We start from the raw sequence: 22,049 nt of genomic DNA on the forward strand, positions 1-22,049 counted from the left end.
CGGACCCATGCTTATTCAGGTGGTCCGCACCGGAGGTTTCGCCGGCATCGAGCGCCGGGCGGAGGTAGACACCTCCGCCAGGCCCGACGCCCAGGAGTGGCACGCCCTGGCCGCGGCGGCAGTCGCCGACGGCCGGGGCGCCCCGCTGCCCGGGGCCGCGATCCCGGACGGTTTCAACTACGAGATCACGGTGGACGGCCGGACGGTGCACTGCGCGGAGCCTCAACTCTCCGAGGAGCAACGGGACTTGATCTCCCGGGTGCTGAAGGAGGGTGCGTGACGGCGGGCGTGTGACGGCGGGCGCGCCCGCCGTCACATCGCGCTGCGTCGCAGGCGTTGACACCTTCGCCCGGGGATACGGAGCATCTCCCCCATGACGACGCCGCCACCACTCCCGGCCGCCCCGCACGCCCCGCTGCCCCGCTTCCCGGCCAACTTCCTGTGGGGCGTGTCCACCTCGGCCCCGCAGATCGAGGGCGCGTCGGCCGAGGACGGCCGCGGCCCCTCCACCTGGGACGCGTTCGCCGCCGGTCCCGGCCGGATCAGGGACGGTTCCGACCCGTCGGTCACCGTCGACCACTACCACCGCCACCTGGAGGACGTGGCCCTGCTCAAGGGGCTCGGGGTGGGCGGCTACCGCTTCTCCGTCTCCTGGTCGCGGGTGTTCCCCGAGGGTGCGGGCGCGCTCAACAAGGCGGGCCTGGACTTCTACGACCGGCTCGTCGACGCGCTGTGCGAGGCCGGGGTGCGCCCGGTGCCCACTCTCTTCCACTGGGACACGCCCCTCGCCCTGGAGGAGCGGGGCGGCTGGCTGGAGCGGGACACGGCCTTCCGGTTCGCGGAGTACGTGGACGTGGTCGCGGACCGGCTCGGCGACCGGGTCGGCCACTGGATCACCATCAACGAGCCCGCCGAAGTCACCTTCCTCGGCCACGCGTTGGGCACGCACGCACCGGGCAGGCGGCTGCTGTTCGACGCGCTGCCCGTCGCGCACCACCAGCTCCTCGCGCACGGTCTGGCCGTGGACGTCCTGCGCTCGCGCGGCTCGGGCACCATCGGCATCGCCAACTCGCACGGCCCGACCTGGCCCGCCTCCCGCTCCGCGGCGGACCGGGACGCCGCCGACCTCTACGACCTGCTGCTGAACCGGCTGTTCGCCGACCCGCTGCTGCTCGGCGAGTACCCGGACGGCATCGCGGAACAGCTGCCGGGCCCCGTCGCGGAGGACCTCGCGCTGATCTCGCAGCCGCTCGACCGGTACGGCGTGAACTACTACCAGCCGACCCGGGTGGGCGCCCACGACCCTTCCGTGGGCACGGACTTCGCGGGGGTCGAGATCCCCGCGGAGATGCCGTTCTCGGTGCACCGGGTCGAGGGGTACCCGCGCACCGCCTTCGACTGGCCGGTGGTCCCGTCCGCGCTGAGCGAACTGCTCGTCTCGTTCCACGAGCGCTACGGCGACAGCCTGCCGCCGGTGGTCATCACCGAGAACGGGTGCAGCTACGAGGGCGTTGACGACCAGGAACGCATCAGCTACCTGGACGGCCACCTGCGGGCCCTGCACGACGCGATGGAGGCCGGCGTCGACGTGCGCGGCTACTTCGTGTGGTCCCTGCTCGACAACTGGGAGTGGGCCGAGGGCCACACCCAGCGCTTCGGCCTGGTCCATGTGGACCTCGCCGACGGCACCCGCACCCCGAAGTCCTCCTACGCATGGCTGCGGGCGGCGCTACGGGCCCAGCGGTGAGCGCCACGCCCCGCGACCACCCGCCCCGGCGACCGCCGGACCGGGCAGCCGCGCGCCTCAGAACCCCAGCTTGCGCAACTGCTTGGGGTCCCGCTGCCAGTCCTTGGCGACCTTCACATGGAGGTCCAGGTACACCGGCGTCCCCAGCAGCGCCTCGATCTGCTTGCGCGACTTCACGCCCACGTCCTTCAGCCGCTGCCCCTTGGGACCGATGATGATCCCCTTCTGGCTCGGCCGTTCGATGTAGACGTTCGCGTGGATGTCCAGCAGCGGCCGGTCCGCGGGCCGGTCCTCGCGGGGCAGCATCTCCTCCACCACCACCGCGATCGAGTGCGGCAGCTCGTCCCGCACCCCTTCGAGCGCCGCCTCGCGGATCAGCTCCGCGACCATCACCATCTCGGGCTCGTCCGTGAGGTCGCCCTCCGGGTACAGCGGCGGGCTCTCGGGCAGCATCGGCGCGATGAGGTCCGCCAGCAGCGACACCTGCTGGTCGCCGACCGCGGACACCGGCACGATCTGCGCCCACTCGATGCCCAGCTCGCGTCCGAGCTCGTCGATCGCCAGCAGCTGCTCGCGCAGCTGCTTCGGCTGGACGAGGTCCGTCTTCGTCACGATGGCGATCTTCGGGGTCTTCCTGATCCCGGCGAGCTCCTTGGCGATGAACTTGTCCCCGGGGCCCAGCTTCTGGTCGGCGGGCACGCAGAAACCGATCACGTCGACCTCGGCCCACGTCGTGCGGACCACGTCGTTCAGCCGCTCGCCGAGCAGCGTGCGCGGCTTGTGCAGGCCGGGCGTGTCCACCAGGATCAGCTGGGCGTCGCTGCGGTGCACGATGCCGCGCACCGTGTGCCGGGTGGTCTGCGGGCGACTGGAGGTGATCGCCACCTTCTGACCGACCAGAGCGTTCGTGAGGGTGGACTTGCCCGCGTTGGGGCGGCCCACGAAGCAGGCGAAGCCGGCCCGGTGGGGGGCGGGGTCGGCTGCGGGGTTTTCGGGAGTACGAGCGCTCATGGGCTTCATTCTCCCCGATGTACGCCGAAGGGCCGACCAGTGGTCGGCCCTACGCAGTCGTACGGGATGGCGAACGGTGTCGCGCCGGGCCCACGAAGGCCCGGCAAGGGTCCCGGGGGCGGGTCAGGTCAGAGCCCGGCCTTGGCGCCGCAGGAGCCCCAGGCGCCCGCGCCCTGGCCCGCGAGGACCTTCTCGGCGACGGCGATCTGCTCGGCCTTGCTGGCCTGGTGGGGGCTGGCGGCGTGCGCGGTGCCGCCGTAGGCCGCCCAGGTCTGCTGGGTGAACTGGAGGCCGCCGGAGAAGCCGTTGCCGGTGTTGGTGGACCAGTTGCCGCCCGACTCGCACGCGGCGACGGCCGACCAGTTGCTGCCCGAGGCGGCGGAGGCGGAGCCCGCGCCCGTCACGAGCAGGCCCGCTGCGGCGCCTGCCGCGACGACGGTACCGGTGATGCGGCGGGCGGCGGTGGTGCGGATCAGGGAGGAGAACACGTAGTTGCCTAACGCTGGGGAACGTGGACCGCCACCTGGAAACTTGCGATGTCCCCTTGCGGCGTACCTCCACACTCCCAGCGCGCACCGGCCCGTTCCACGGCCCTTCGGGGGGCCTGCGGGGGCCGGACGTCCCGCCCGCGGAGCCCCCCTCCCCCGGGGCGAAGGACCCGGGCCGAAGGTCCCGGCGCGCGCGTCATGCCGTCGGGCCCGCCCCGCGCGCCGGGCGACCGGCGGGGGCCGCCCGGCCCACGACCCGCCCCGGCATGGCCTACGTCACACCGGCCGCCCGCCCGTGCCCCGTACCCGCGCCCCACGGCCCCCGTACCCGAGCCGCACGGCCCGCACGGGCCCGCCAGTCCCGCGGGTCCGCCCGGCCCGCCAACTCGCGGTCCGCCCGGCTACGCCCCGAGCCGTGCCCTGACCGTCGCGTCCGGCCCGGCCACCAGTACCGGGGTGCCCGCGCCGCCCAGGTCCCGTACCGCCGCCAGGTCGTCGTCCGCCACGCCGTCGGCCGCCGTCACGACCGCCGCCGCCTCCAGGGAGTCCGCGCCGCTGGCGACCGCCATGGCGACGGCGGTCCGCAGCGCGCTGAGCCGCAGCGAGTCGAGGGCGACGGTTCCTGCGACGTACGTACGCCCGGTCCCGTCACGTACGGCCGCGCCCTCGGGCACCGCGTTACGGGCGCGGGTGGAGCGCGCGAGGGTGATGAGCTTCTGGTCCTCGGCGCCGACGGGGGCCGCGGTGTCCTGGCTGTCCTGAGAGGTCATGCCCCGAGCATAGGAAGCCCCGGCCGCCGTGCGCCGCAGGGGCCCCGTCTCACCCCGTCACCGGATACATCGCCCCGCGCCGCCCCTCCGGCGTCGCCAGCCACTCCAGCTTCTGCGCCGTCCCGGTGTCCGGCCGCGGCGTGTGCAGCACGATCACCAGGTCGGGACGGGCCGGCACCCGCAGCTGCGTGCTCTCCACGTGCAGCAGACCGACCACCGGATGGGTCAGGTCCTTGGCCAGCTGCCCGCCGGGCGCGATGTCCCGCCGCTCCCACAACTCCTCGAACTCGGGGCTCACTTCCCGCACCTTCGCGACGACCTCACGGAAGCCGTCGTCCTCCGGGCGCTCCGAGCACGCCGACCGGAACTGGGCCACCACCTGGCTCGCGAGCTGCTCCCAGTCGTGTGCCCTGGACCGGTACACCGGGTCGGTGAAGAAGGCGATCAGACAGTTCTGGACGATGCCGGGCCGCATGCCGAGCACCATGGCCGCGGCGTCGTTGTACTGGATCGTGTTCCAGTAGGCGTCCATGATGTGCGCGGGATAGGGCATCCACGCGTCGATGAGCCGCCGCAGCCCGTCGCACATGTCCGTGTTGGCGGGGTCGACCTCGGGGGCGGGCGGGTTGAGCCCGGCGAGTACGTAGAGGTGACGGCGCTCGGAGCTGCTCAGCCGCAGCACCCGCCCCACCGAGTCGAGCACCTGCGGGGAGACGGTGATGTCCCGTCCCTGCTCCAGCCACTGGTACCAGCTGACCCCGACCCCGGCGAGCACGGCGACCTCCTCGCGGCGCAGTCCCGGGGTGCGACGCCTGGCCCCGCCGTCGGGGAGCCCCGCCTGGCCGGGCGTGACGCGGGCCCGGCGGCTGCGCAGGAACTCCCGCAGCTCGGCGAGCCGGTGCTCCTTCGTGCTCAGGTGCCCGCCGTCGTCCGTGCGGTGTGCTGCCGTCGTCATCGCGACTCTCCCCCTGGTTCCGGCTGCCTGGTGGTGGCGCCAACAGGATAAGTTCCCGCTCCCCACGGGCATTCCGGCGAACGGAAGCTGTGGCACATGGCACTCGACACTCCCACCCCGCCCACCGCACCGGAGGACCTGGCCGCCACGGCCGGCCGGGCACCCGCCGCACCGGCCGCCCCGGCCGCCCCGGCCGCCGCCGAGCTTCCCGCCGCACCGGCCGCCGCCCCTGCCGCCGCCGCCGCTGCCGCCGCCGCCACCGCCGCTGCCGCCGCCCGGCGGACCGGCCGGCCCGGACGGTCCGCGCTCGTCCTCTTCGTGCTGTGCGCCGCGCAGTTCATGGTCGCGCTCGACTTCTCCGTACTGAACGTGGCGCTGCCCGCCCTCGGCGCCGACCTCGGCATGAGCCGGTCCGCCCTCCAGTGGGCGGTCACCGCGTTCGCCCTCCCCTCCGGCGGCTTCCTGCTCCTCTTCGGGCGCACCGGCGACCTGTTCGGCCGCCGCAAGCTGTTCCTGGCCGGGCTCGCCCTCTTCGGCGCGGCGTCCCTGCTCGCCACCTTCGCCTGGGACCCGGCGTCCTTCCTGGCCGGCCGGGCCCTCCAGGGCGTCGGCGCCGCGGCGATCGTCCCCACCGGGATGTCACTGCTCACCACCACCTTCCCCGAGGGCCCGCAGCGCGACCGCGCGCTGGGCATCAGCGGCACGCTCATGTCACTGGGCTTCACCGTCGGCATGGTGTCCGGCGGAGTCCTCACCGACGCGCTCGGCTGGCGCTCCACCATGGGCCTGCTGGCGCTGTTCACGCTGATCGTGCTGCCGCTGGCCCCCGGCATCCTGACCGAGTCCCGCAACCCGGAGCGCCCCCGCCTGGACGTGCCCGGCGCCGTCACCGTCACCGGTGGTCTGTTCGCCCTGATCTACGCGCTGTCCACGGCCGCCGAGCGCGGCTTCGGCGGCTGGGACGTGCTCGTCACCCTCGTCGCGGGGCTCGCCCTGCTCACCGCCTTCGTGCTCGTCGAGGCGAGGGCGAAGGCCCCGCTGGTCTCCCTGGCCATGCTGCGTCGCCCGTCGGTGGCCTGGGGCAACCTGGGCGGTCTGGCCACCTTCGCCACGATGACCACGGTCGTCTTCGTCCTGACCCTGTACCTCCAGGAGGTTCTGCACCTCTCCGCCTCGCAGACCGGCCTGATCTTCGGGGTGCAGGGCGTCATGTCGGTGATCGCGGGCGCGCTGACGCCGAGAGTCGTCGGCCGGCTCGGCGCCCGGCGCACGCTGGTGGTGTCGCTGCTGCTGCAGGGCCTGCTGATGGCGGCGCTGGTGAGCGTCGGGGCGCGGTCGGGGGCACTGCTCGTGACGGTCCTCGTGTCGCTGGCGAGCATGGCGCACCTGGGCGCGATCGTCTCGTACGGCCTGACGGTCACCTCGGGGGTGCCCGACGCGGAGCAGGGCCTTGCGACCGGGCTGGTCACCACCACGCAGCAGGTGTCCCTGACGGTCGGCATCCCGTTGCTCGGAGTCCTGGCCACCACCCAGGACGACCTCTTCACCGGTGTGCGCCTGGTCCTGGCGCTGGCGGGCGGCCTGGCCGTACTGACCGCCCTGCTGGCCGCGTACGGACTGCGCGGCCGTGCGCTCAGGGGCGGTCGAGCCTGAGCCGGTCCGCCTTCGCCAGCTTGGCGACCACCAGGTCGTAACTGTCCTCGACCAGCTCGCGCACGAGCCGGTCGGGGACGGTCCCGTCGAGGGTCACGGTGTTCCAGTGCCGCTTGTTCATGTGCCAACCGGGAACGATCGCGGGGTGCTCGGCGCGCAGCCGGAGCGCGTCCTGCGGGTCGCACTTCAGATTGACGGTGAGCGGGACGGCGTCCAGGGCGCTCAACGCGAACATCCTGCCCAGCACCTTGAAGACGGACGCGTCGGGGCCGAAGGGGAACTCTTCGACCGCCCCGTTGAAGTCGAGACAGAAGGCACGCAGCCGGGCGGGCGTCATGGCATCAGTATGCGACGCCGACGCCCGTCCCTACTCCCCGCCCCCGTCCGCCGTCACCGGCTCCGCCAGCACCGTCACGATCTTGTTGCGCCGGCCCGCGGGCGACTCCGCGGTCAGCCGCAGCCGGCGGCCGTCCGGCAGGTCGACCGTCGCCGACGCCCCCGCGATCGGCACTCGGCCCAGCGCCTTCGCGAGGAGCCCGCCGACGGTCTCCACGTCCTCGTCGTCGTACTCGTCGAGCCCGTAGAGCTCCCCGAGGTCGTCGATGTCGAGCCGTGCGGTGACCCGGAAGCGGCCCTCGCCGAGGTCCTCGACCTGGGCGACCTCGCGGTCGTACTCGTCGGTGATCTCACCGACGATCTCCTCCAGGATGTCCTCGATCGTCACGATGCCGGCCGTGCCGCCGTACTCGTCGATCACCACCGCCACGTGGTTGCGCTCCTGCTGCATCTCGCGCAGCAGGTCGCCCGCGTTCTTCGTGTCGGGCACGAAGACCGCGGGGCGCATCGCCGTCGACACGAGGTCCGACTCGGAGTCCCGGTTGACGTGCGTCTTGCGGACCAGGTCCTTCAGATAGACGACCCCCACCACGTCGTCCTCGTTCTCCCCGGTCACCGGGATGCGGGAGAAGCCGGAGCGCAGCGCGAGCGTCAGCGCCTGGCGGACCGTCTTGAAGCGTTCGATGGAGACCAGGTCGGTCCTTGGCACCATGACCTCGCGCACCAGGGTGTCGCCGAGTTCGAAGACCGAGTGGACCATGCGGCGCTCGTCGTCCTCGATGAGCGACTCCTGCTCGGCGAGGTCGACCATCGCGCGCAGCTCCGCCTCACTCGCGAAGGGCCCCTTGCGGAAACCCTTGCCGGGGGTGAGGGCGTTGCCGATGAGGATCAGCAGCTGCGGGACCGGCCCCATGACGCGGGCCAGCGGCAGCAGTACGTACGCGGAGGCCGTCGCCGTGTTCAGCGGGTGCTGCCGGCCGATGGTGCGCGGCGAGACGCCCACCGCGACATAGCTGACGAGGACCATCACCGCGATGGCGACGAGCAGCGCCTGCCACGTCCTGTCGAAGACTTCGAGGAAGCCGTACGTGACGAGGACGCCGGCCGCCATCTCGCACGCGACCCGCGCCAGCAGCGCGACGTTCAGGTACCGGGTGGGGTCGGCGGCCACCTGCGCGAGTTTCGCGCTGCCGCGCTTGCCCGCCCGTACCGCCTCCTGCGCCCGGAAGGTGGAGATCCGGGCCAGCCCCGCCTCCGCGCACGCGGCCAGCCAGGCCGCGACGACGAGGGCGACGGCGCCGGCGATCAGTTGCGGGCTCATGAGACGGTCGGCGCCGGAGAGGGACCGTCGAGGCCCTTGTCCGCCCGCCAGCCGTCGACGATGGCCGCCTGCAGGCCGAACATCTCGGCCTTCTCGTCGGGCTCCTCGTGGTCGTACCCGAGGAGGTGCAGCACGCCGTGCACGGTCAGGAGCTGGAGCTCCTCGTCCATGGAGTGCTCGGTGTCCGCGTCCTTGCCCTGCTGCTCGGCGACCTCGGGGCACAGCACGATGTCACCGAGGAGCCCCTGCGGGGGCTCCTCGTCGTCCTTCGCCGGCGGACGCAGCTCGTCCATCGGGAAGGACATGACATCGGTGGGGCCGGGCAGGTCCATCCACTGGATGTGCAGCTGCTCCATGGCGTCGGCGTCCACGACGATCACCGAGAGTTCGGAGAGCGGGTGGATGCGCATCCGCGTGAGGGCGTAGCGGGCGATGTCGAGGATCGCCTGCTCGTCGACCTCGGTTCCGGACTCGTTGTTGACGTCGATCGACATGGTGCTTGTCTGCTCTACTTCCCGCTCTGGCCGCGCCGTCCGTCCTGCTGGGCCTCGACGCGGCTGTCGTACTGCTCGTACGCGTCGACGATACGGCCGACGAGCTTGTGCCGTACGACATCCTCCGACGTGAGCCGCGAGAAGTGGATGTCGGGGACGTCACCCAGGATGTCCTGCACCTGGCGCAGACCGCTCTTCGTGCCGTTCGGCAGGTCGACCTGGGTGACGTCACCGGTGATGACGATCTTCGAGTCGAAGCCGAGCCGGGTGAGGAACATCTTCATCTGCTCGGTGCTGGTGTTCTGCGCCTCGTCCAGCACGACGAACGCGCTGTTCAGCGTGCGGCCGCGCATGTACGCCAGGGGGGCCACCTCGATCGTCCCGGCCGCCATCAGGCGGGGGATGGTCTCGGGGTCCATCATGTCGTGCAGCGCGTCGTAGAGCGGACGCAGATAGGGGTCGATCTTGTCGAAGAGCGTGCCGGGCAGGAAGCCCAGGCGCTCGCCGGCCTCGACCGCGGGACGCGTCAGGATGATCCGGTCGACCTGCTTGGACTGGAGCGCCTGCACCGCCTTCGCCATGGCCAGGTAGGTCTTGCCCGTACCGGCGGGGCCGATGCCGAAGACGACGGTGTTCCTGTCGATGGCGTCGACGTACCGCTTCTGGTTGAGCGTCTTGGGGCGGATGGTGCGGCCGCGGTTGGAGAGGATGTTCTGCGTGAGCACCTCGGCGGGGGTCTCGGTGACCTCCCCGTCGCCCTGCCCGTCCTTCCCGCCGCCGTTCTTGCCGTTGCCGTTCGCCCTGAGCATGGCGATCGAGCGTTCCACTGCGTCCTCCGTCATCGGCTGCCCGGTGCGCAGCACCAGCATCATCTCGTCGAACAGCCGCTGGATGAGGGCGACTTCCGCCCGGTCCCCGGTTGCGCTGATCTCATTGCCCCGGACGTGGATGTCGGCCGCCGGGAAGGCCTCTTCGATCACGCGCAGCAGGGCGTCGCCCGATCCCAGCACCATCACCATGGGATGGCTGGCGGGGATCTTGAACTCGGCACGGGCCTGTGGCTTACGTGTGGGTGTCTGAGTCATGGGCCGGCACTGTGGCCTGCACATACCTCCCGTTGCAGGGTTCTCGCTGGTCGAGGACCTCTGGAATCCCAAGCGTACGACCCCCCACCGACAACACCGAGGGGTTTTACCCCCGGGCCCGCCCGGCGCGCCGCTCAGGCCCTGAATCCGATGGTCGGCACCGCCCTGCGCAGCGGCCACGGCCGCGCGTCGGCGGGCAGCAGGTCCTCCAGGAAGGCGTACCGGCGCAGCGCCCCCTGGTCCTGGGCCGCGTACCCCTGCACCTGCTGCCACCACGCGCCGATCTCCGACCAGCCGGGCGCGGACAGCGACCCGCCGAACTCCTGTACGGACAGGGCGGCGGTCAGGCCGGCGAAGGCCAGCCGGTCGGCGAGCGGCCAGTCCGCGAGGGTGCCGGTGACGAACCCGGCGACGAAGACGTCGCCCGCACCGGTGGGGTCCAGGGCCTCGACGGCGATGGCGGGCACCTCGGCGGTCTCGCCGGTCGCGCCGTCCACCGCGTAGGCGCCCTCCGCGCCGAGGGTGACGACCGCGAGGGGGACCTTCTCGGCGAGGCGGTGCGCGGCCCTGCGGGGGCAGTCGGTGCGGGTGTAGCGCATGGCCTCCTCGGCGTTCGGCAGGAAGGCCTCGCAGTGCTCCAGGTCGGCCAGCCCCGCCAGGTCCCAGCGGCCCGTGTCGTCCCAGCCCACGTCGGCGAAGATCTTGGCGCCGCGGCGGGCCGCGGCGGCGGCCCACTCCTCGCGGCGGCCGGGGGCCAGCGAGGCGATGGCGGCACGCGCGCGCGGGGGGCACGCGGGGAAGAGGGCCGAGCCGTCGGGCGGGGGCGCCTCGTGGCCGTGCGACACCATGGTGCGCTCGCCCTCGTACGCCATGGAGACGGTCACCGGGGAGTGCCAGCCGGCGACCGTACGGGACATGCCGAGGTCGATGCCCTCGCCGTCGGCGAGCGCGTCCCAGCAGTACTCGCCGTAGTGGTCGTCGCCGAAGGCCGCGGCGAGGGAGGTGTGCAGGCCGAGCCGGGCGAGGGCGGTGGCCATGTTGGCGACGCCGCCGGGGCTGGAGCCCATGCCGCGGGCCCAGGTCTCGGTGCCGCGGACGGGGGCGCTGTCCAGGCCGGTGAAGACGATGTCCAGGAACACCGTGCCGGTGAGGAACACGTCGCACGCGGGCCCGTCCGGCGCGCGCAGGCCGTCCAGCGGGTCGAGGCGGCGGGCCGGGTCGTCACCGTCGCGCAGACCCTCGCGGCGGTCGGCGAAGCGGGCGCCCGGGTCGTCGCCGGGACGGTCGGCGAAGTGATCGCCGTGGTGCTGGTGCGTGCTCACTGGTCGCTCCCCGTGCTGCGGTCGTGTGCCTGCGTGCTGCGGTCGTGTGCCTGCGTTTCGCGGCCAGTGTGCACGATCGCGGGGCGGGGGCGGCGGTCCGTGAACGGGGTGTGACCTCGACGTCACGAAGCTGCCGGGCGGCGGAGCACCCCTGGGAGGGGTTGTGTTCGTGCCCGCTCCCACGCCTGCTCCTGTGCCGGCGGCGGAGCGCACCCGGGAGGGGCCGTGCCGAGGGTCCCGGGTGGGGTGCGGCGCGGCGCACCGGGCCGCGCCCCCCGGTCTCACAGGCGTTTGGGTACCGGCACTCTCATCAGGTCGGAGGCGACGGTCAGTTCACCGTCGAACCCGGCCGCGCGGGCCTGCCGTTCGAACTCCTCGGGGTCGCTGTAGCGCTGCGAGAAGTGCGTCAGGACCAGGTGCCGTACGCCCGCCTGCTGCGCCGCCCGCGCGGCCTGCCCCGCGGTGAGATGGCCGTGATCGGTGGCGAGCCGGACGTCCTCGTCGAGGAACGTGGACTCGATGACGAGCATGTCGCAGCCCTCGGCGAGGGCGTGCACGCCCTCGCACAGCCGGGTGTCCATGACGAACGCGAAGCGCTGCCCACGGCGTTCCTCGCTCACCTCCGCCAGACCCACGCCGTTCAGCGAGCCCTCCCGCTGGATGCGGCCGACGTCCGGGCCCCGGATGCCGTGCGCGGCGAGCCTGTCGGGCAGCATCCGGCGGCCGTCGGGCTCCACCAGGCGGTAGCCGTAGCTCTCCACCGGGTGCGACAGCTTGTGCGCGTACAGGGTGTACGCGGCCGTGTCGGCAAGGACGCCGTCCGCGGACACCGGGGCCGTCGCGATCCGGACCGTCTCGCGGTAGGCCGTGGAGTACCGCAACCGCTCGAAGAAGTGCTGCCCGCTCGCCGGGTAGTGGGCGGTGACGGGGTGCGGCACCTGGTCGAGGTTGATCCGCTGGATCACCCCGGCGAGGCCCAGCGAGTGGTCGCCGTGGAAGTGCGTGACGCAGATCCGGTCGATGTCGTGCGCGGCGACCCCGGCCCGCAGCATCTGGCGCTGGGTGCCCTCCCCCGGGTCGAAGAGGAGGCCCTCGGCGTCCCAGCGCAGGAGGTAGCCGTTGTGGTTGCGGCGGCGGGTGGGTACCTGGCTGGCGGTGCCGAGGACGACCAGTTCGCGTGCGGACACGGTGTCAGGGCCTTCCGCGTCAGCCGGGCGGCCAGGTGAGGCCGCGTCCGGCGAGCACGTGCGCGTGGGCGTGGAAGACGGTCTGGCCCGCGCCCGCGCCGGTGTTGAACACGATGCGGTAGCCGCTGTCCTCGACCTTCTCGTCCAGGACGACCTGCCCGGCCTCACGCAGCACGTCGGCGGCGATCTCCGGCTCCGCAGCGGCCAGCGAGGCGGCGTCCGGGTGGTGCACCTTGGGGATGACCAGGACGTGCGTGGGTGCCTGCGGATTGATGTCGCGGAAGGCGACGGTCGTCGCGCTCTCGCGCACGACGGTGGCCGGGACCTCCCCCGCGACGATCCTGCAGAACAGGCAGTCCGCCTGCGGTTCGCCTGCCATGGCGTGCCCTCCTCGGGATTGCGGTGATCGGCTAGGGCGCATGCTATCCGCACGCCCCGGGCCCGCCCGCTACGCCCTCCCGAGCCCCGCCGGCAGCAACTGCCCTTACTCCCGCTACGCCCTCCCGAGGCCCGCCAGCAGCAACTGCCCGTACTCCCGGTGCGCCAGCGGCAGCCGGAACGAGCCGTCGTCCTCCGGCAGCACCACCGACGCGTCGATCAGTGCGGCCAGCGCGCCGTCCCCCGAGAACACCGTGTCGACCTGCGCGGCGGTGAAGTTCCCCGTGAACGCCGACAGCCGCGCCCACAGCAGTCTCTCCGCGCGCCCGCACAGGTCGTGGCTCCACGCGATCGCCCGCAGCAGGGTGCGGTGGCGGGCGGGCTCCTTGGGGCCGTGTATCAGCACCCCGAACCTCGCCCCCGGTTCGCACAGGCTCCCGTACAGCTGCTGCGGCGTCACCGCCCTGCCCAGGGTGCGCGCCGCGAGCAGCACGCTCAGCGGGTCGCCGTCGAGACGCTCGGCCAGCAGCCTGGTCCAGAACACCGGCAGGTCCACCCCCTGCATCGCCGCCTTCTCGCGCAGCAGCTCGACGGTGAGCTCGCGCGACAACGGGCGCAGCGGCACCAGGTGTTCGTCCGGCACCCCGATCGGGGTACGGCTCGTCACCAGGATCTGCAGCCCGGGACACGCGTCGTGCAGCCTGCCCACCAGGTACGCACAGCCCACCCGGACCCGCTCGCAGGTCTCCAGCACGAGCAGCCCGCGCCGGCCCGACAGCAGCCGCAGCAGCGCCTCCGTGGGGTCCGTCCCGCTGCCGGGCGCGGTCCCCGCGTGCAGGGCCGCCGCGACGGTCTGCGGGACCAGTGCGGCGTCCGCGCAGGCGGAGAGGTCCGCCCGGTGCACCGGAAGGTCCGTGACGGCCTCCGCCACGCGTGCGGCCAGATGCGACTTGCCCACCCCCGCGGGCCCGGTGACGGTCACCAGCCCGGTCTCGGCGAGCACGCCGAGGAGCTCGCCGAGAACCGGCTCGTGAGGGGTACGGGGGACGGGGGGTCCGTATGCGGGAGGCATGGGCCCACTCTGGCCGGGCACCGGCCCCCCGCGCGCCCCCGAGGGCCGGAGATCCGTACACCTAATTCCCCTGGTGGGAACTACGTAGGTATGCGCGCCGGACGCTCAGCCGCCGAGCAGCAGCCATTCCTGGAGCTCCACCAGGTTCCCCTCGGGGTCCTTCAGGTGGGCGGCGCGCATGCGCTCCGTCATCGGCGCCGGGCCGTGCACCAGGACCGCGCCGCGACCGGTGATCTCCGCGCAGTACCGGTCGAGTTCGTCGACCCGCAGCACCACGAACGACCGGTGCCCCACCGGCTCCACGCCCAGCTCCACGCCCAGCTCCTCGCGCAGCTCGGCCGTCCTGGCACGGTCCTGCAGGGCGATCCCGGCGGACCCGGCGGACGGCGAGAACCTCTCGTAGGGGCCGTCGGCGAAACCGGACTGCGGCTTCAGCCCCAGCACCTCCCCGTAGAAGCGGTAACAGGCGGCGAAGTCCGAGACCAGCAGCCGGACCTGGGCGAGTTCCATGACGCGCTCCTTCATGGGGCGGTGGCCGTGCGGCCACGAGGTGGGGACACGGGGCGAAACCCCCTGCGGGACCTTCCTGCCGGGCGCCCCCCGCGGCGGCGACCTCAGGACCGCCTCCCCCGCGGAGGCACCCTCAGGACCACCTCCCCCGCGGAGGCGACCTCAGGACCGCCTCCCCCCGCAAGGCACCCTCAGGACCACCGGCCGGTGCGCCCCAGCAGCAGCGCCGTCGCCGCCGTGCCCGCCGTGGACGTCCGCAGCACACTGCGCCCCAGCCGGTACGGCCGCGCGCCGGCCGCGGCGAAGACCGCCAGCTCCTCGGGGGAGACTCCCCCCTCGGGGCCGACGACCAGGACGATGGTGCCCTCCCGGGGGAGTTCGGCGAGGGCCAACGCGCCGCTGGGCGCGTCCCGGTCCTCGTGCAGCACCGCGGCGAGGTCCGCCGTGGCCAGCAGCGCCGCCACCTGTTTGGTGCTCATGACGTCCGTGACCTCGGGGAAGCGGAGCCTGCGCGACTGCTTCCCGGCCTCCCGTGCGGTGGCCCGCCACTTGGCGAGGGACTTCGCGCCGCGCTCGCCCTTCCACTGCGTGATGCAGCGCGCCGCCTGCCAGGGCACCACCGCGTCGACCCCGGTCTCCGTCATGGTCTCGACGGCCACCTCACCACGATCGCCCTTGGGCAGGGCCTGCACGACGGTGAGACGCGGCCGGGGCTCTTCCTCGACGAGCGTTCCCGTCACCCGTACGACGAGCCGGTCCTTGCCCTCCGTGGCGGTGACGACGCCCTGGGCGCCGTTGCCCGACCCGTCCGCCAGGACGACCGCCTCGCCCTCCCGCAGCCGCCGTACGGACACCGCGTGGCGCCCCTCGGGGCCGTCCAGGACGTAACTGCCCTCCCGCGGCACGCTCTCCACCACGAACACCGGCGCCGTCATGTCCTCGTCCTCCTCGAAGCCGTGTCCGCCCACGCCGAGTCCGCCTCGGCCGCGAGCACCTGGACGAGCCGTCCGGCGGGCAGGTCCCGCGCCAGCCGGTGCCCCTGCCCCGCCCACAGCGCCATCCCCTGCGCGTCCCCCGCCCGCGCGGCCGCCCTGCGCAGCCCGGCGGTCAGGTGGTGGACCTCGGGGTACCCGGACGGGGCGTACGGGCCGTGCTCCCGCACGAACCGGTTGACCAGGCCCCGCGCGGGCCGGCCGGAGAACGCCCGGGTGAGTTCGGTCGTCGCGAACAAAGGGTTCTTCAGCGCCTTCTTGTGCATCGCGTGCGCCCCTGACTCCGGGCACGCCAAGAACGCCGTCCCCAGCTGCGCCGCGTCCGCGCCCGCCGCCCGGACGGCGGCGATCTGCGCGCCGCGCATCAGTCCGCCTGCGGCGATCAACGGCAGCTGCACCGTCTCGCGCACCTGGGTCACCAGCGACAGCAGTCCGAGTCCGGCGCTGCTGTCGCTCTGCGGGTCGTCCTGGTGCGTGCTGCGGTGCCCGCCCGCCTCGATGCCCTGCACGCACAGGGCGTCCGCGCCCGCCCACTCGGCGGCCTGCGCCTCTTCGGGGGTGGTGACGGTGACGACGGTGAACGTCCCCGCGTTGGCCAGGGCGTCGAGTTCGTCCCGTGAGGGGCAGCCGAACGCGAACGACACTACCGGCACCGGGTCGTCGACCAGGAGCGCCAGTTTGGCCTCGTACGCGTCGTCGGTGCCGTGCGCGTCGCCCTCGGCGATCGGCGTCCCGTACAAGGAGCTCTCACCGGCGAGCTGGCGGCGGTACCGGTCGACGGCCGCCGGGTCGGCGGCCGGCTGCGGCATGAACAGGTTGACCCCGAACGGCTCGCGGGTCAGCGCGCGCAGCTGCTCGATCTCCTCGTACATTCCCTCGGCGGTGCGGTAACCGGCCGCGAGGAAGCCGAGCCCGCCCGCGTCGCAGACGGCGGCCGCCAGTTCGGGACAGGAGACCCCGCCGGCCATGGGCGCCTGCACGATCCCCCGCCGGCACAGCTCCCCCAGCGCGGGCACCACCTGGGACTCAACAGACATGCCCGCATCGTTTCACGACCGGGCCGACCGGCCGAATCGGACCGGCGCGGAACAGTTCGGAGCGGCGAGGAACACTTTCTATCGGCGCGGAACAGTTCGGAGCGACGAGGAACAGTTCGTAACGGCGAGGAACAGTTCGCAGCGGTGAGGAACAGTTCTTAACGGCGCGGAACAGTTCGCAGCAGCGCAGAACAGTTCCTGACGGCGCAACGGCGCAGAACAGTTCTCAGCGGCGCAGAACAGTGGGGCCGGGCCACCCGGCCCGGCCCCACTGTCACTCCCCGGGACTCATCGCCCGTTGAACGCGTCCTTGAGCCGCGAGAACAGCCCCTGCTGTCCCGGCTGGAACTGACCCGTGGGGCGTTCCTCGCCGCGCAGCTTCGCGAGCTGGCGCAGCAGGTCCTCCTGGGCCGGGTCCAGCTTCGACGGCGTCAGCACCTCGACGTGCACGATCAGGTCACCGCGACCGCCCCCGCGCAGGTGCGTGACACCGCGCCCGTGCAACGGCACCGACTGGCCCGACTGCGTACCGGGCCTGATGTCGATGTCCTCGACCCCGTCGAGCGTCTCCAGCGGCACCTTGGTGCCGAGCGAGCCCGCCGTCATCGGGATGGTCACCGTGCAGTGCAGGTCGTCGCCGCGCCGCTGGAAGGTGGGGTGCGCCAGCTCGTGGATCTCCACGTAGAGGTCGCCCGCGGGGCCGCCGCCGGGGCCGACCTCGCCCTCGCCCGCCAGCTGGATGCGGGTGCCGTTGTCGACACCTGCCGGGATCTTCACCGTGAGCGTGCGGCGCGAGCGGACGCGGCCGTCGCCGGCGCACTCCGGGCACGGCGTCGGCACGACCGTACCGAAGCCCTGACACTGCGGGCAGGGCCGCGAGGTCATGACCTGGCCGAGGAAGGACCGGGTGACCTGCGAGACCTCACCGCGACCGCGGCACATGTCACAGGTCTGCGCGGAGGTGCCGGGGGCCGCGCCCTCGCCGCTGCAGGTCGTGCACACCACAGCGGTGTCGACCTGGATCTCCTTGGTGGTGCCGAAGGCCGCCTCGTTGAGGTCGATCTCCAGCCGGATCATCGCGTCCTGGCCGCGGCGGGTGCGCGAGCGGGGCCCGCGCTGGGACGCCGTACCGAAGAAGGCGTCCATGATGTCGGAGAAGTTTCCGAAACCACCCTGGCCGAAGCCACCTGCTCCGCCGCCGCCCGACTGGGACAGCGGGTCGCCGCCGAGGTCGTAGACCTGCTTCTTCTGCGGGTCCGACAACACCTCGTAGGCGGCGTTGATCTCCTTGAAGCGCTCCTGAGTCTTCGGATCCGGATTCACGTCCGGGTGAAGCTCACGCGCAAGACGCCTGAACGCCTTCTTGATTTCGTCCTGGGAAGCGTCGCGGCGCACGCCGAGTACGGCGTAATAGTCCGTGGCCACTTACGACTCCGCCAGGATCTGTCCGACGTAACGTGCCACTGCGCGTACCGCTCCCATCGTTCCGGGGTAGTCCATGCGGGTCGGTCCGACCACGCCTAGCTTGGCTACTGCCTCGTCGCCCGAACCGTAGCCGACTGCGACCACGGACGTGGAACTGAGTCCCTCGTGAGCATTCTCATGACCGATACGTACGGTCATGCCGGACTCCGTCGCCTCGCCGAGCAGCTTCAGCAGCACGACCTGCTCCTCCAGCGCCTCCAGCACGGGGCGGATGGTGAGCGGGAAGTCATGGCCGAAGCGGGTGAGATTGGCGGTTCCGCCGATCATCAGCCGTTCCTCGGTCTCCTCCACGAGCGTCTCCAGAAGGGTCGCGAGAACCGTCGCCACGGTTCCCCTGTCCTCCGGTTCGAACGACTCGGGAAGCTCCTGCACCAGTTGCGGCACGTCCGCGAACCTGCGGCCCACGACCCGGCTGTTGAGCCGTGCCCGCAGGTCCGCGAGGGACGTCTCGCCGAACGGCGCCGGACAGTCGATCATCCGTTGCTCGACCCGGCCGGTGTCGGTGATCAGCACCAGCATCAGCCGGGCGGGCGCCAGCGACAGCAGCTCCACGTGCCGCACCGTCGACCGCGTCAGTGACGGGTACTGCACGACGGCCACCTGCCGGGTCAGCTGCGCGAGCAGCCGCACCGTACGGGCGACGACGTCGTCGAGGTCGAGGGACGCGTCGAGGAAGTTCTGGATCGCCCGCCGCTCGGGCGTCGACAGGGGCTTGACCCCCGCCAGCCGGTCGACGAACAGCCGGTAGCCCTTGTCCGTGGGGATCCGCCCGGCGCTGGTGTGCGGCTGGGCGATGAACCCCTCGTCCTCCAGGGCCGCCATGTCGTTGCGGACGGTGGCCGGTGAGACACCGAGCTGATGCCGCTCGGTGAGGGCCTTGGAGCCGACGGGCTCCTCCGTGCCGACATAGTCCTGGACGATGGCGCGGAGCACTTCAAGTCTGCGTTCACTGAGCATCGCGCACACCTCCAAGCCGTGATGTTCCCCGGTGCGGACCGGGCGTACGGGGCTGGTGCCCCGCCACCGGCCTGGCACTCCCCGAGGGCGAGTGCCAGCCTTTACCCGGGTAAGTGTACGGCGGCGGGGCGCTTCCCGGGCAAGGGCGGCGGCTCACGCTAGCGTCACGGTATGGAGATGCGAACGGAAGAGGCGGGCTGGGAACGGCTCGCCCCCGGTGTCCACAGGCGCAGGCTGCCGGGCTGGGACGCGACGACCGGCCTGGTGGCGGGGGCGCACGGGGCGCTCCTGTACGACACCGGATCCTCCCTGCGCGAGGGCGCCGAGATCCGGATGCAGGCCGAGCGGATGCTCGGCCGCAGAGTGACACATCTCGCGCTCGGCCATCCCCACTTCGACCACGTGCTGGGCTCCGGGGTCTTCGCGGGGGTCGAGGTGTTCGCCGCCGCGGGCATGGACATCCTGCTCACCGCGCGGCGGGAGACCATCGCCGACGAAGCGGTACGCGAAGGGGTGGCGCCCGCCGCGGCGACCGAGGCGGCGCAGCTGCTGGCCGCCCCGCACCACCTGGTGTCCGACGAGCGGACCCTCGACCTGGGCGGCGGGCGCAGCGTCCTGTTCGCCAACCTGGGGCCCGCCCACAGCGGCCACGACCTCGTGGCCCTCGTCCCGGGCCTGGAGGGCGGTCCCGAGATCGTCTTCTGCGGTGACCTGGTGGAGGAGTCGGGCGAACCGCAGGCGGGCCCCGACGCGGTCGGCAGCCGGTGGCCGGCGGCGCTGGACCGGCTGCTGGCCCTGGGCGGCGAGCAGGCCCTGTACGTACCGGGGCACGGGGCGGTGGTGGACGCGTCGTTCGTACGGGCCCAACGCGACGCCCTCGCGCGCCGGTTCGAGGTCTCCTGACCGCACCTCACGCAGGTGTCGTAGCGTCTGACGCATGCGCAGCTACAGCCCCGACCTCACCCCGCCCTGGAAGAAGTCGACGCCCGCCCCCGAACTCCCCGCCGACCGCGACCTGGTGGTGGAAGAGGTGTCCACCGGCTTCTGCGGGGCGGTCGTCCGCACCGAGAAGACCGCCGAGGGCCCCACCGTCACCCTGGAGGACCGCTTCGGCAAGCAGCGGGTGTTCCCGATGACCGCGGCCGGCTTCCTGCACGAGGGCACGCCGGTGACGCTGGTACGGCCCGCGTCCGGGGCGGGCCCGGTGCGTCCCACCCGTACCGCTTCCGGGTCGCTCGCCGTCACCCACGCGCGGGCGCGCGTCGCGCGGGCGGGGCGCATCTATGTCGAGGGGCGGCACGACGCGGAACTCGTGGAGCGGGTGTGGGGCGACGACCTGCGCGTCGAGGGCGTCGTCGTCGAGTACCTGGAGGGCATCGACGACCTGCCGTCGATCGTCGCCGGGTTCGCCCCGGGGCCCGACGCACGACTGGGCGTCCTGGTCGACCACCTGGTACCGGGCTCCAAGGAGTCCCGGATCGCCGCACAGGTGACGGATGCCGACGTCCTGGTGGTCGGGCACCCGTACATCGACGTGTGGGAGGCGGTGAAGCCGTCCTCCGTCGGCATCGCGGCCTGGCCGCGGGTCCCCCGCGGGCAGGACTGGAAGACCGGCGTGTGCCGGGCACTGGGCTGGCCGGAGAACACCGGCGCCGCCTGGCAGCACATCCTGGGGCGGGTGCACACCTACCGGGACCTCCAGCCGGAACTGCTCGGCCGCGTCGAGGAACTGATCGACTTCGTGACGGCTCCCGAGGAGCCCTAGGACCGCTGAAGCACGGGCGGCGGACGGACGGGAGGGCGGGACCGCCCGTCGCCCCAGGGCGCCGCACGCGGCGCCCTCTCCGATCCGCCAGGCCCGGTGCTCGGCACCGCAGCGTCCCGTGCCGGGCGCCGCCAGGGCCGGTGTTCGGCGCCGCAGCGTCCCGTGCCGGGCGCCGTCAGGGCCCGGTGCTCGGCGCCGCAGCGTCCCGTGCCGGGCGCCGCCAGGCCCGGTGCTCAGTCGACCAGGTCCCGTACCACCGCGTCCGCAAGCAGCCGGCCGCGCAAGGTGAGCACCGCGCGGCCCTGCCTGTAAGGACCGTCCTCCAGGAGGCCGTCCCTTACCGCCTGCTCTGCGGCGGCCAGCCCGGCGGGCTTCAGCAGCGACAGCTCGCAGCCCTCGACCAGCCTGAGCTCCAGCAGGATCCGCTCGACCCTGCGGTCCTCGTCGAGCAGCACCTCACGCCCGGCCCCGGGGGACCGCCCGTCGCCCAGTGCCTGTGCGTACGCGCCCGGGTGCTTGACGTTCCACCACCGCACGCCGCCGACGTGGCTGTGCGCGCCGGGCCCGGCGCCCCACCAGTCCGCGCCGCGCCAGTACAGCTCGTTGTGCAGGCACCGGCCGGCCTGCGAGGTCGCCCAGTTGGACACCTCGTACCAGGAGAAGCCGGCCGCCGACAGCGCGGCCTCCGTCATCAGGTACCGGTCGGCGTGCACGTCGTCGTCGGTCATCGGGACCTCGCCGCGCCGGATCCGCCGGGCGAGCTGGGTACCTTCCTCGACGATCAGCGCGTACGCACTCACATGGTCGGGGCCCGCTCCCACCGCCGCGTCGAGAGAGGCCTGCCAGTCGGCGTCGGACTCCCCCGGCGTGCCGTAGATGAGGTCGAGGTTCACATGGTCGAACCCGGCCGCCCGCGCCTCCGCCACACACGCCTCGGGGCGCCCGGGGGTGTGCGTACGGTCCAGGATCTTCAGCACGTGCTGCCGGGCGCTCTGCATGCCGAACGACACCCGGTTGAAGCCGCCCTCACGCAGTTCCGCCAGATAGGCCGGGTTCACCGACTCGGGGTTGGCCTCCGTGGTGACCTCGCAGTCGTCCGCGAGGCCGAACTCCTCGCGGATCGACGCCAGCATCCGTACGAGGTCGGCGGCGGGCAGCAGGGTGGGCGTGCCGCCGCCCACGAAGACCGTGCGGACCGGGCGGGGGTCGTCGCCCAGCACCTTCCGCGCGAGACGCACCTCCTCCACCAGGGTCGCCGCGTAGTTGTCACGGGAGGCGAGCGCACCGCCGGACCCGCGCAGCTCGGTCGCCGTGTAGGTGTTGAAGTCGCAGTACCCGCACCTGGTGGCGCAGTACGGCACGTGCAGATAGAACCCGAGGGGCCGCTCCCCCGCCCCCCGCAACGCGTCGGGAGGCAGCGCCCCGTCCTCGGGCATGGGCTCACCGTCAGGCAGTACAGAAGGCATGTCCTCCATTGTCCGCCC

The 22,049-nt window shown here is 72.8% G+C and carries 22 protein-coding genes and 1 pseudogene; 5 read left to right on the forward strand and 18 right to left on the reverse strand.

Going from position 1 to position 22,049, the window contains the following annotated elements; genetic code table 11:
- The first annotated feature begins 7 nt into the window (after positions 1 to 7).
- Both ACIQM4_RS16635 and ACIQM4_RS16640 read left to right on the forward strand, forming a co-directional pair.
- The gene (locus tag ACIQM4_RS16635) at positions 8 to 280 is read left to right on the forward strand and encodes a protealysin inhibitor emfourin (protein WP_401591818.1); all 273 of its coding nucleotides are present in this window, start codon (positions 8 to 10) and stop codon (positions 278 to 280) included.
- Positions 281 to 373: 93 nt separating this feature from the next.
- The gene (locus ACIQM4_RS16640) at positions 374 to 1,747 is read left to right on the forward strand and encodes a GH1 family beta-glucosidase (protein ID WP_401591820.1); all 1,374 of its coding nucleotides are present in this window, start codon (positions 374 to 376) and stop codon (positions 1,745 to 1,747) included.
- Positions 1,748 to 1,804: 57 nt separating this feature from the next.
- Here the strand turns inward: ACIQM4_RS16640 and era are convergent, their stop codons facing one another.
- From era to ACIQM4_RS16660, 4 genes and pseudogenes are all read right to left on the reverse strand, one after another.
- A complete protein-coding gene (gene era / locus ACIQM4_RS16645) occupies positions 1,805 to 2,758 on the reverse strand; it encodes a GTPase Era (RefSeq protein ID WP_401591821.1) in 954 nt (317 codons plus the stop codon).
- A 146-nt stretch (positions 2,759 to 2,904) separates the two neighbouring features.
- Positions 2,905 to 3,207, reverse strand: a pseudogene (locus tag ACIQM4_RS16650) (transglycosylase family protein); the annotation flags it as partial.
- A 440-nt stretch (positions 3,208 to 3,647) separates the two neighbouring features.
- Positions 3,648 to 4,016 (reverse strand): cytidine deaminase, encoded by a 369-nt coding sequence (locus ACIQM4_RS16655; protein WP_401591823.1) that lies wholly within the window; start codon positions 4,014 to 4,016, stop codon positions 3,648 to 3,650.
- Positions 4,017 to 4,065: 49 nt separating this feature from the next.
- On the reverse strand, positions 4,066 to 4,971 hold the full coding sequence (locus ACIQM4_RS16660; protein ID WP_401591825.1) for a helix-turn-helix transcriptional regulator: 906 nt from the start codon (positions 4,969 to 4,971) through the stop codon (positions 4,066 to 4,068).
- Positions 4,972 to 5,067: 96 nt separating this feature from the next.
- On the opposite strand from ACIQM4_RS16660, the gene ACIQM4_RS16665 reads away from it, so the two are divergent.
- The gene (locus ACIQM4_RS16665) at positions 5,068 to 6,624 is read left to right on the forward strand and encodes an MFS transporter (RefSeq protein WP_401591827.1); all 1,557 of its coding nucleotides are present in this window, start codon (positions 5,068 to 5,070) and stop codon (positions 6,622 to 6,624) included.
- On the opposite strand, the gene ACIQM4_RS16670 is transcribed toward ACIQM4_RS16665, so the two are convergent.
- From ACIQM4_RS16670 to hrcA, 13 genes are all read right to left on the reverse strand, one after another.
- Entirely contained in the window at positions 6,605 to 6,961 is a 357-nt protein-coding gene (locus ACIQM4_RS16670; RefSeq protein ID WP_401591829.1) for an MmcQ/YjbR family DNA-binding protein, read from the reverse strand. The genes ACIQM4_RS16665 and ACIQM4_RS16670 overlap by 20 nt on opposite strands.
- A 30-nt stretch (positions 6,962 to 6,991) precedes the next feature.
- Entirely contained in the window at positions 6,992 to 8,281 is a 1,290-nt protein-coding gene (locus ACIQM4_RS16675) for a hemolysin family protein (RefSeq protein ID WP_401591831.1), read from the reverse strand.
- Entirely contained in the window at positions 8,278 to 8,775 is a 498-nt protein-coding gene (gene ybeY / locus ACIQM4_RS16680; protein ID WP_401591833.1) for an rRNA maturation RNase YbeY, read from the reverse strand. Before ybeY ends, ACIQM4_RS16675 begins: the two co-directional genes overlap by 4 nt.
- Before the next feature lie 14 nt (positions 8,776 to 8,789).
- Positions 8,790 to 9,860, reverse strand: a complete 1,071-nt coding sequence (locus tag ACIQM4_RS16685) for a PhoH family protein (RefSeq protein ID WP_401591835.1) — start codon at positions 9,858 to 9,860, stop codon at positions 8,790 to 8,792.
- 134 nt (positions 9,861 to 9,994) lie between these two features.
- Entirely contained in the window at positions 9,995 to 11,095 is a 1,101-nt protein-coding gene (locus tag ACIQM4_RS16690) for a carbohydrate kinase family protein (protein WP_401592345.1), read from the reverse strand.
- A 368-nt stretch (positions 11,096 to 11,463) separates the two neighbouring features.
- Positions 11,464 to 12,369, reverse strand: a complete 906-nt coding sequence (locus ACIQM4_RS16695) for a ribonuclease Z (RefSeq protein WP_401591837.1) — start codon at positions 12,367 to 12,369, stop codon at positions 11,464 to 11,466.
- 19 nt (positions 12,370 to 12,388) lie between these two features.
- The gene (locus ACIQM4_RS16700; RefSeq protein ID WP_401591839.1) at positions 12,389 to 12,748 is read right to left on the reverse strand and encodes a histidine triad nucleotide-binding protein; all 360 of its coding nucleotides are present in this window, start codon (positions 12,746 to 12,748) and stop codon (positions 12,389 to 12,391) included.
- A gap of 114 nt (positions 12,749 to 12,862) precedes the next feature.
- Positions 12,863 to 13,819 carry a hypothetical protein gene (locus tag ACIQM4_RS16705; RefSeq protein ID WP_401591841.1) on the reverse strand — a complete coding sequence of 319 codons (957 nt, stop codon included), beginning with the start codon at positions 13,817 to 13,819 and terminating at the stop codon, positions 12,863 to 12,865.
- Between the two features lie 105 nt (positions 13,820 to 13,924).
- Positions 13,925 to 14,329 carry a VOC family protein gene (locus ACIQM4_RS16710; protein ID WP_401591843.1) on the reverse strand — a complete coding sequence of 135 codons (405 nt, stop codon included), beginning with the start codon at positions 14,327 to 14,329 and terminating at the stop codon, positions 13,925 to 13,927.
- Positions 14,330 to 14,520: 191 nt separating this feature from the next.
- A complete protein-coding gene (locus ACIQM4_RS16715; protein WP_401592347.1) occupies positions 14,521 to 15,264 on the reverse strand; it encodes a 16S rRNA (uracil(1498)-N(3))-methyltransferase in 744 nt (247 codons plus the stop codon).
- The gene (locus tag ACIQM4_RS16720) at positions 15,261 to 16,358 is read right to left on the reverse strand and encodes a nitronate monooxygenase (RefSeq protein WP_401591845.1); all 1,098 of its coding nucleotides are present in this window, start codon (positions 16,356 to 16,358) and stop codon (positions 15,261 to 15,263) included. Before ACIQM4_RS16720 ends, ACIQM4_RS16715 begins: the two co-directional genes overlap by 4 nt.
- A 288-nt stretch (positions 16,359 to 16,646) precedes the next feature.
- A complete protein-coding gene (gene dnaJ / locus ACIQM4_RS16725; protein WP_401591847.1) occupies positions 16,647 to 17,783 on the reverse strand; it encodes a molecular chaperone DnaJ in 1,137 nt (378 codons plus the stop codon).
- Positions 17,784 to 18,800 carry a heat-inducible transcriptional repressor HrcA gene (gene hrcA, locus ACIQM4_RS16730; RefSeq protein ID WP_401591849.1) on the reverse strand — a complete coding sequence of 339 codons (1,017 nt, stop codon included), beginning with the start codon at positions 18,798 to 18,800 and terminating at the stop codon, positions 17,784 to 17,786. It abuts the gene before it with no gap.
- A gap of 171 nt (positions 18,801 to 18,971) precedes the next feature.
- Between hrcA and ACIQM4_RS16735 the strand changes: the two genes are divergently transcribed.
- Both ACIQM4_RS16735 and ACIQM4_RS16740 read left to right on the forward strand, forming a co-directional pair.
- Positions 18,972 to 19,703, forward strand: a complete 732-nt coding sequence (locus ACIQM4_RS16735) for an MBL fold metallo-hydrolase (RefSeq protein ID WP_401591851.1) — start codon at positions 18,972 to 18,974, stop codon at positions 19,701 to 19,703.
- A 34-nt stretch (positions 19,704 to 19,737) separates the two neighbouring features.
- Positions 19,738 to 20,565, forward strand: a complete 828-nt coding sequence (locus ACIQM4_RS16740; protein ID WP_401591853.1) for a DUF3097 domain-containing protein — start codon at positions 19,738 to 19,740, stop codon at positions 20,563 to 20,565.
- A 233-nt stretch (positions 20,566 to 20,798) separates the two neighbouring features.
- On the opposite strand, the gene hemW is transcribed toward ACIQM4_RS16740, so the two are convergent.
- Complete coding sequence (gene hemW, locus ACIQM4_RS16745; RefSeq protein ID WP_401591855.1) at positions 20,799 to 22,040, reverse strand: radical SAM family heme chaperone HemW; 1,242 nt, start codon at positions 22,038 to 22,040, stop codon at positions 20,799 to 20,801.
- Positions 22,041 to 22,049: the final 9 nt, after the last annotated feature.

Origin of the sequence: Streptomyces sp. NPDC091272, assembly GCF_044757485.1 — a bacterium.
Lineage (GTDB): Bacteria > Actinomycetota > Actinomycetes > Streptomycetales > Streptomycetaceae > Streptomyces.

Excerpts from the sequence above, each read along its gene's own strand:
- ACIQM4_RS16635 (WP_401591818.1), top strand. The coding sequence starts at position 8 with ATGCTTATTCAGGTGGTCCGCACCGGAGGTTTCGCCGGCATCGAGCGC.
- ACIQM4_RS16640 (WP_401591820.1), top strand. The coding sequence starts at position 374 with ATGACGACGCCGCCACCACTCCCGGCCGCCCCGCACGCCCCGCTGCCC.
- era (WP_401591821.1), bottom strand. The coding sequence starts at position 2,758 with ATGAGCGCTCGTACTCCCGAAAACCCCGCAGCCGACCCCGCCCCCCAC.
- ACIQM4_RS16655 (WP_401591823.1), bottom strand. The coding sequence starts at position 4,016 with ATGACCTCTCAGGACAGCCAGGACACCGCGGCCCCCGTCGGCGCCGAG.
- ACIQM4_RS16660 (WP_401591825.1), bottom strand. The coding sequence starts at position 4,971 with ATGACGACGGCAGCACACCGCACGGACGACGGCGGGCACCTGAGCACG.
- ACIQM4_RS16665 (WP_401591827.1), top strand. The coding sequence starts at position 5,068 with ATGGCACTCGACACTCCCACCCCGCCCACCGCACCGGAGGACCTGGCC.
- ACIQM4_RS16670 (WP_401591829.1), bottom strand. The coding sequence starts at position 6,961 with ATGACGCCCGCCCGGCTGCGTGCCTTCTGTCTCGACTTCAACGGGGCG.
- ACIQM4_RS16675 (WP_401591831.1), bottom strand. The coding sequence starts at position 8,281 with ATGAGCCCGCAACTGATCGCCGGCGCCGTCGCCCTCGTCGTCGCGGCC.
- ybeY (WP_401591833.1), bottom strand. The coding sequence starts at position 8,775 with ATGTCGATCGACGTCAACAACGAGTCCGGAACCGAGGTCGACGAGCAG.
- ACIQM4_RS16685 (WP_401591835.1), bottom strand. The coding sequence starts at position 9,860 with ATGACTCAGACACCCACACGTAAGCCACAGGCCCGTGCCGAGTTCAAG.
- ACIQM4_RS16700 (WP_401591839.1), bottom strand. The coding sequence starts at position 12,748 with ATGGCAGGCGAACCGCAGGCGGACTGCCTGTTCTGCAGGATCGTCGCG.
- ACIQM4_RS16705 (WP_401591841.1), bottom strand. The coding sequence starts at position 13,819 with ATGCCTCCCGCATACGGACCCCCCGTCCCCCGTACCCCTCACGAGCCG.
- ACIQM4_RS16710 (WP_401591843.1), bottom strand. The coding sequence starts at position 14,329 with ATGGAACTCGCCCAGGTCCGGCTGCTGGTCTCGGACTTCGCCGCCTGT.
- ACIQM4_RS16715 (WP_401592347.1), bottom strand. The coding sequence starts at position 15,264 with ATGACGGCGCCGGTGTTCGTGGTGGAGAGCGTGCCGCGGGAGGGCAGT.
- ACIQM4_RS16720 (WP_401591845.1), bottom strand. The coding sequence starts at position 16,358 with ATGTCTGTTGAGTCCCAGGTGGTGCCCGCGCTGGGGGAGCTGTGCCGG.
- hrcA (WP_401591849.1), bottom strand. The coding sequence starts at position 18,800 with ATGCTCAGTGAACGCAGACTTGAAGTGCTCCGCGCCATCGTCCAGGAC.
- ACIQM4_RS16735 (WP_401591851.1), top strand. The coding sequence starts at position 18,972 with ATGGAGATGCGAACGGAAGAGGCGGGCTGGGAACGGCTCGCCCCCGGT.
- ACIQM4_RS16740 (WP_401591853.1), top strand. The coding sequence starts at position 19,738 with ATGCGCAGCTACAGCCCCGACCTCACCCCGCCCTGGAAGAAGTCGACG.
- hemW (WP_401591855.1), bottom strand. The coding sequence starts at position 22,040 with ATGGAGGACATGCCTTCTGTACTGCCTGACGGTGAGCCCATGCCCGAG.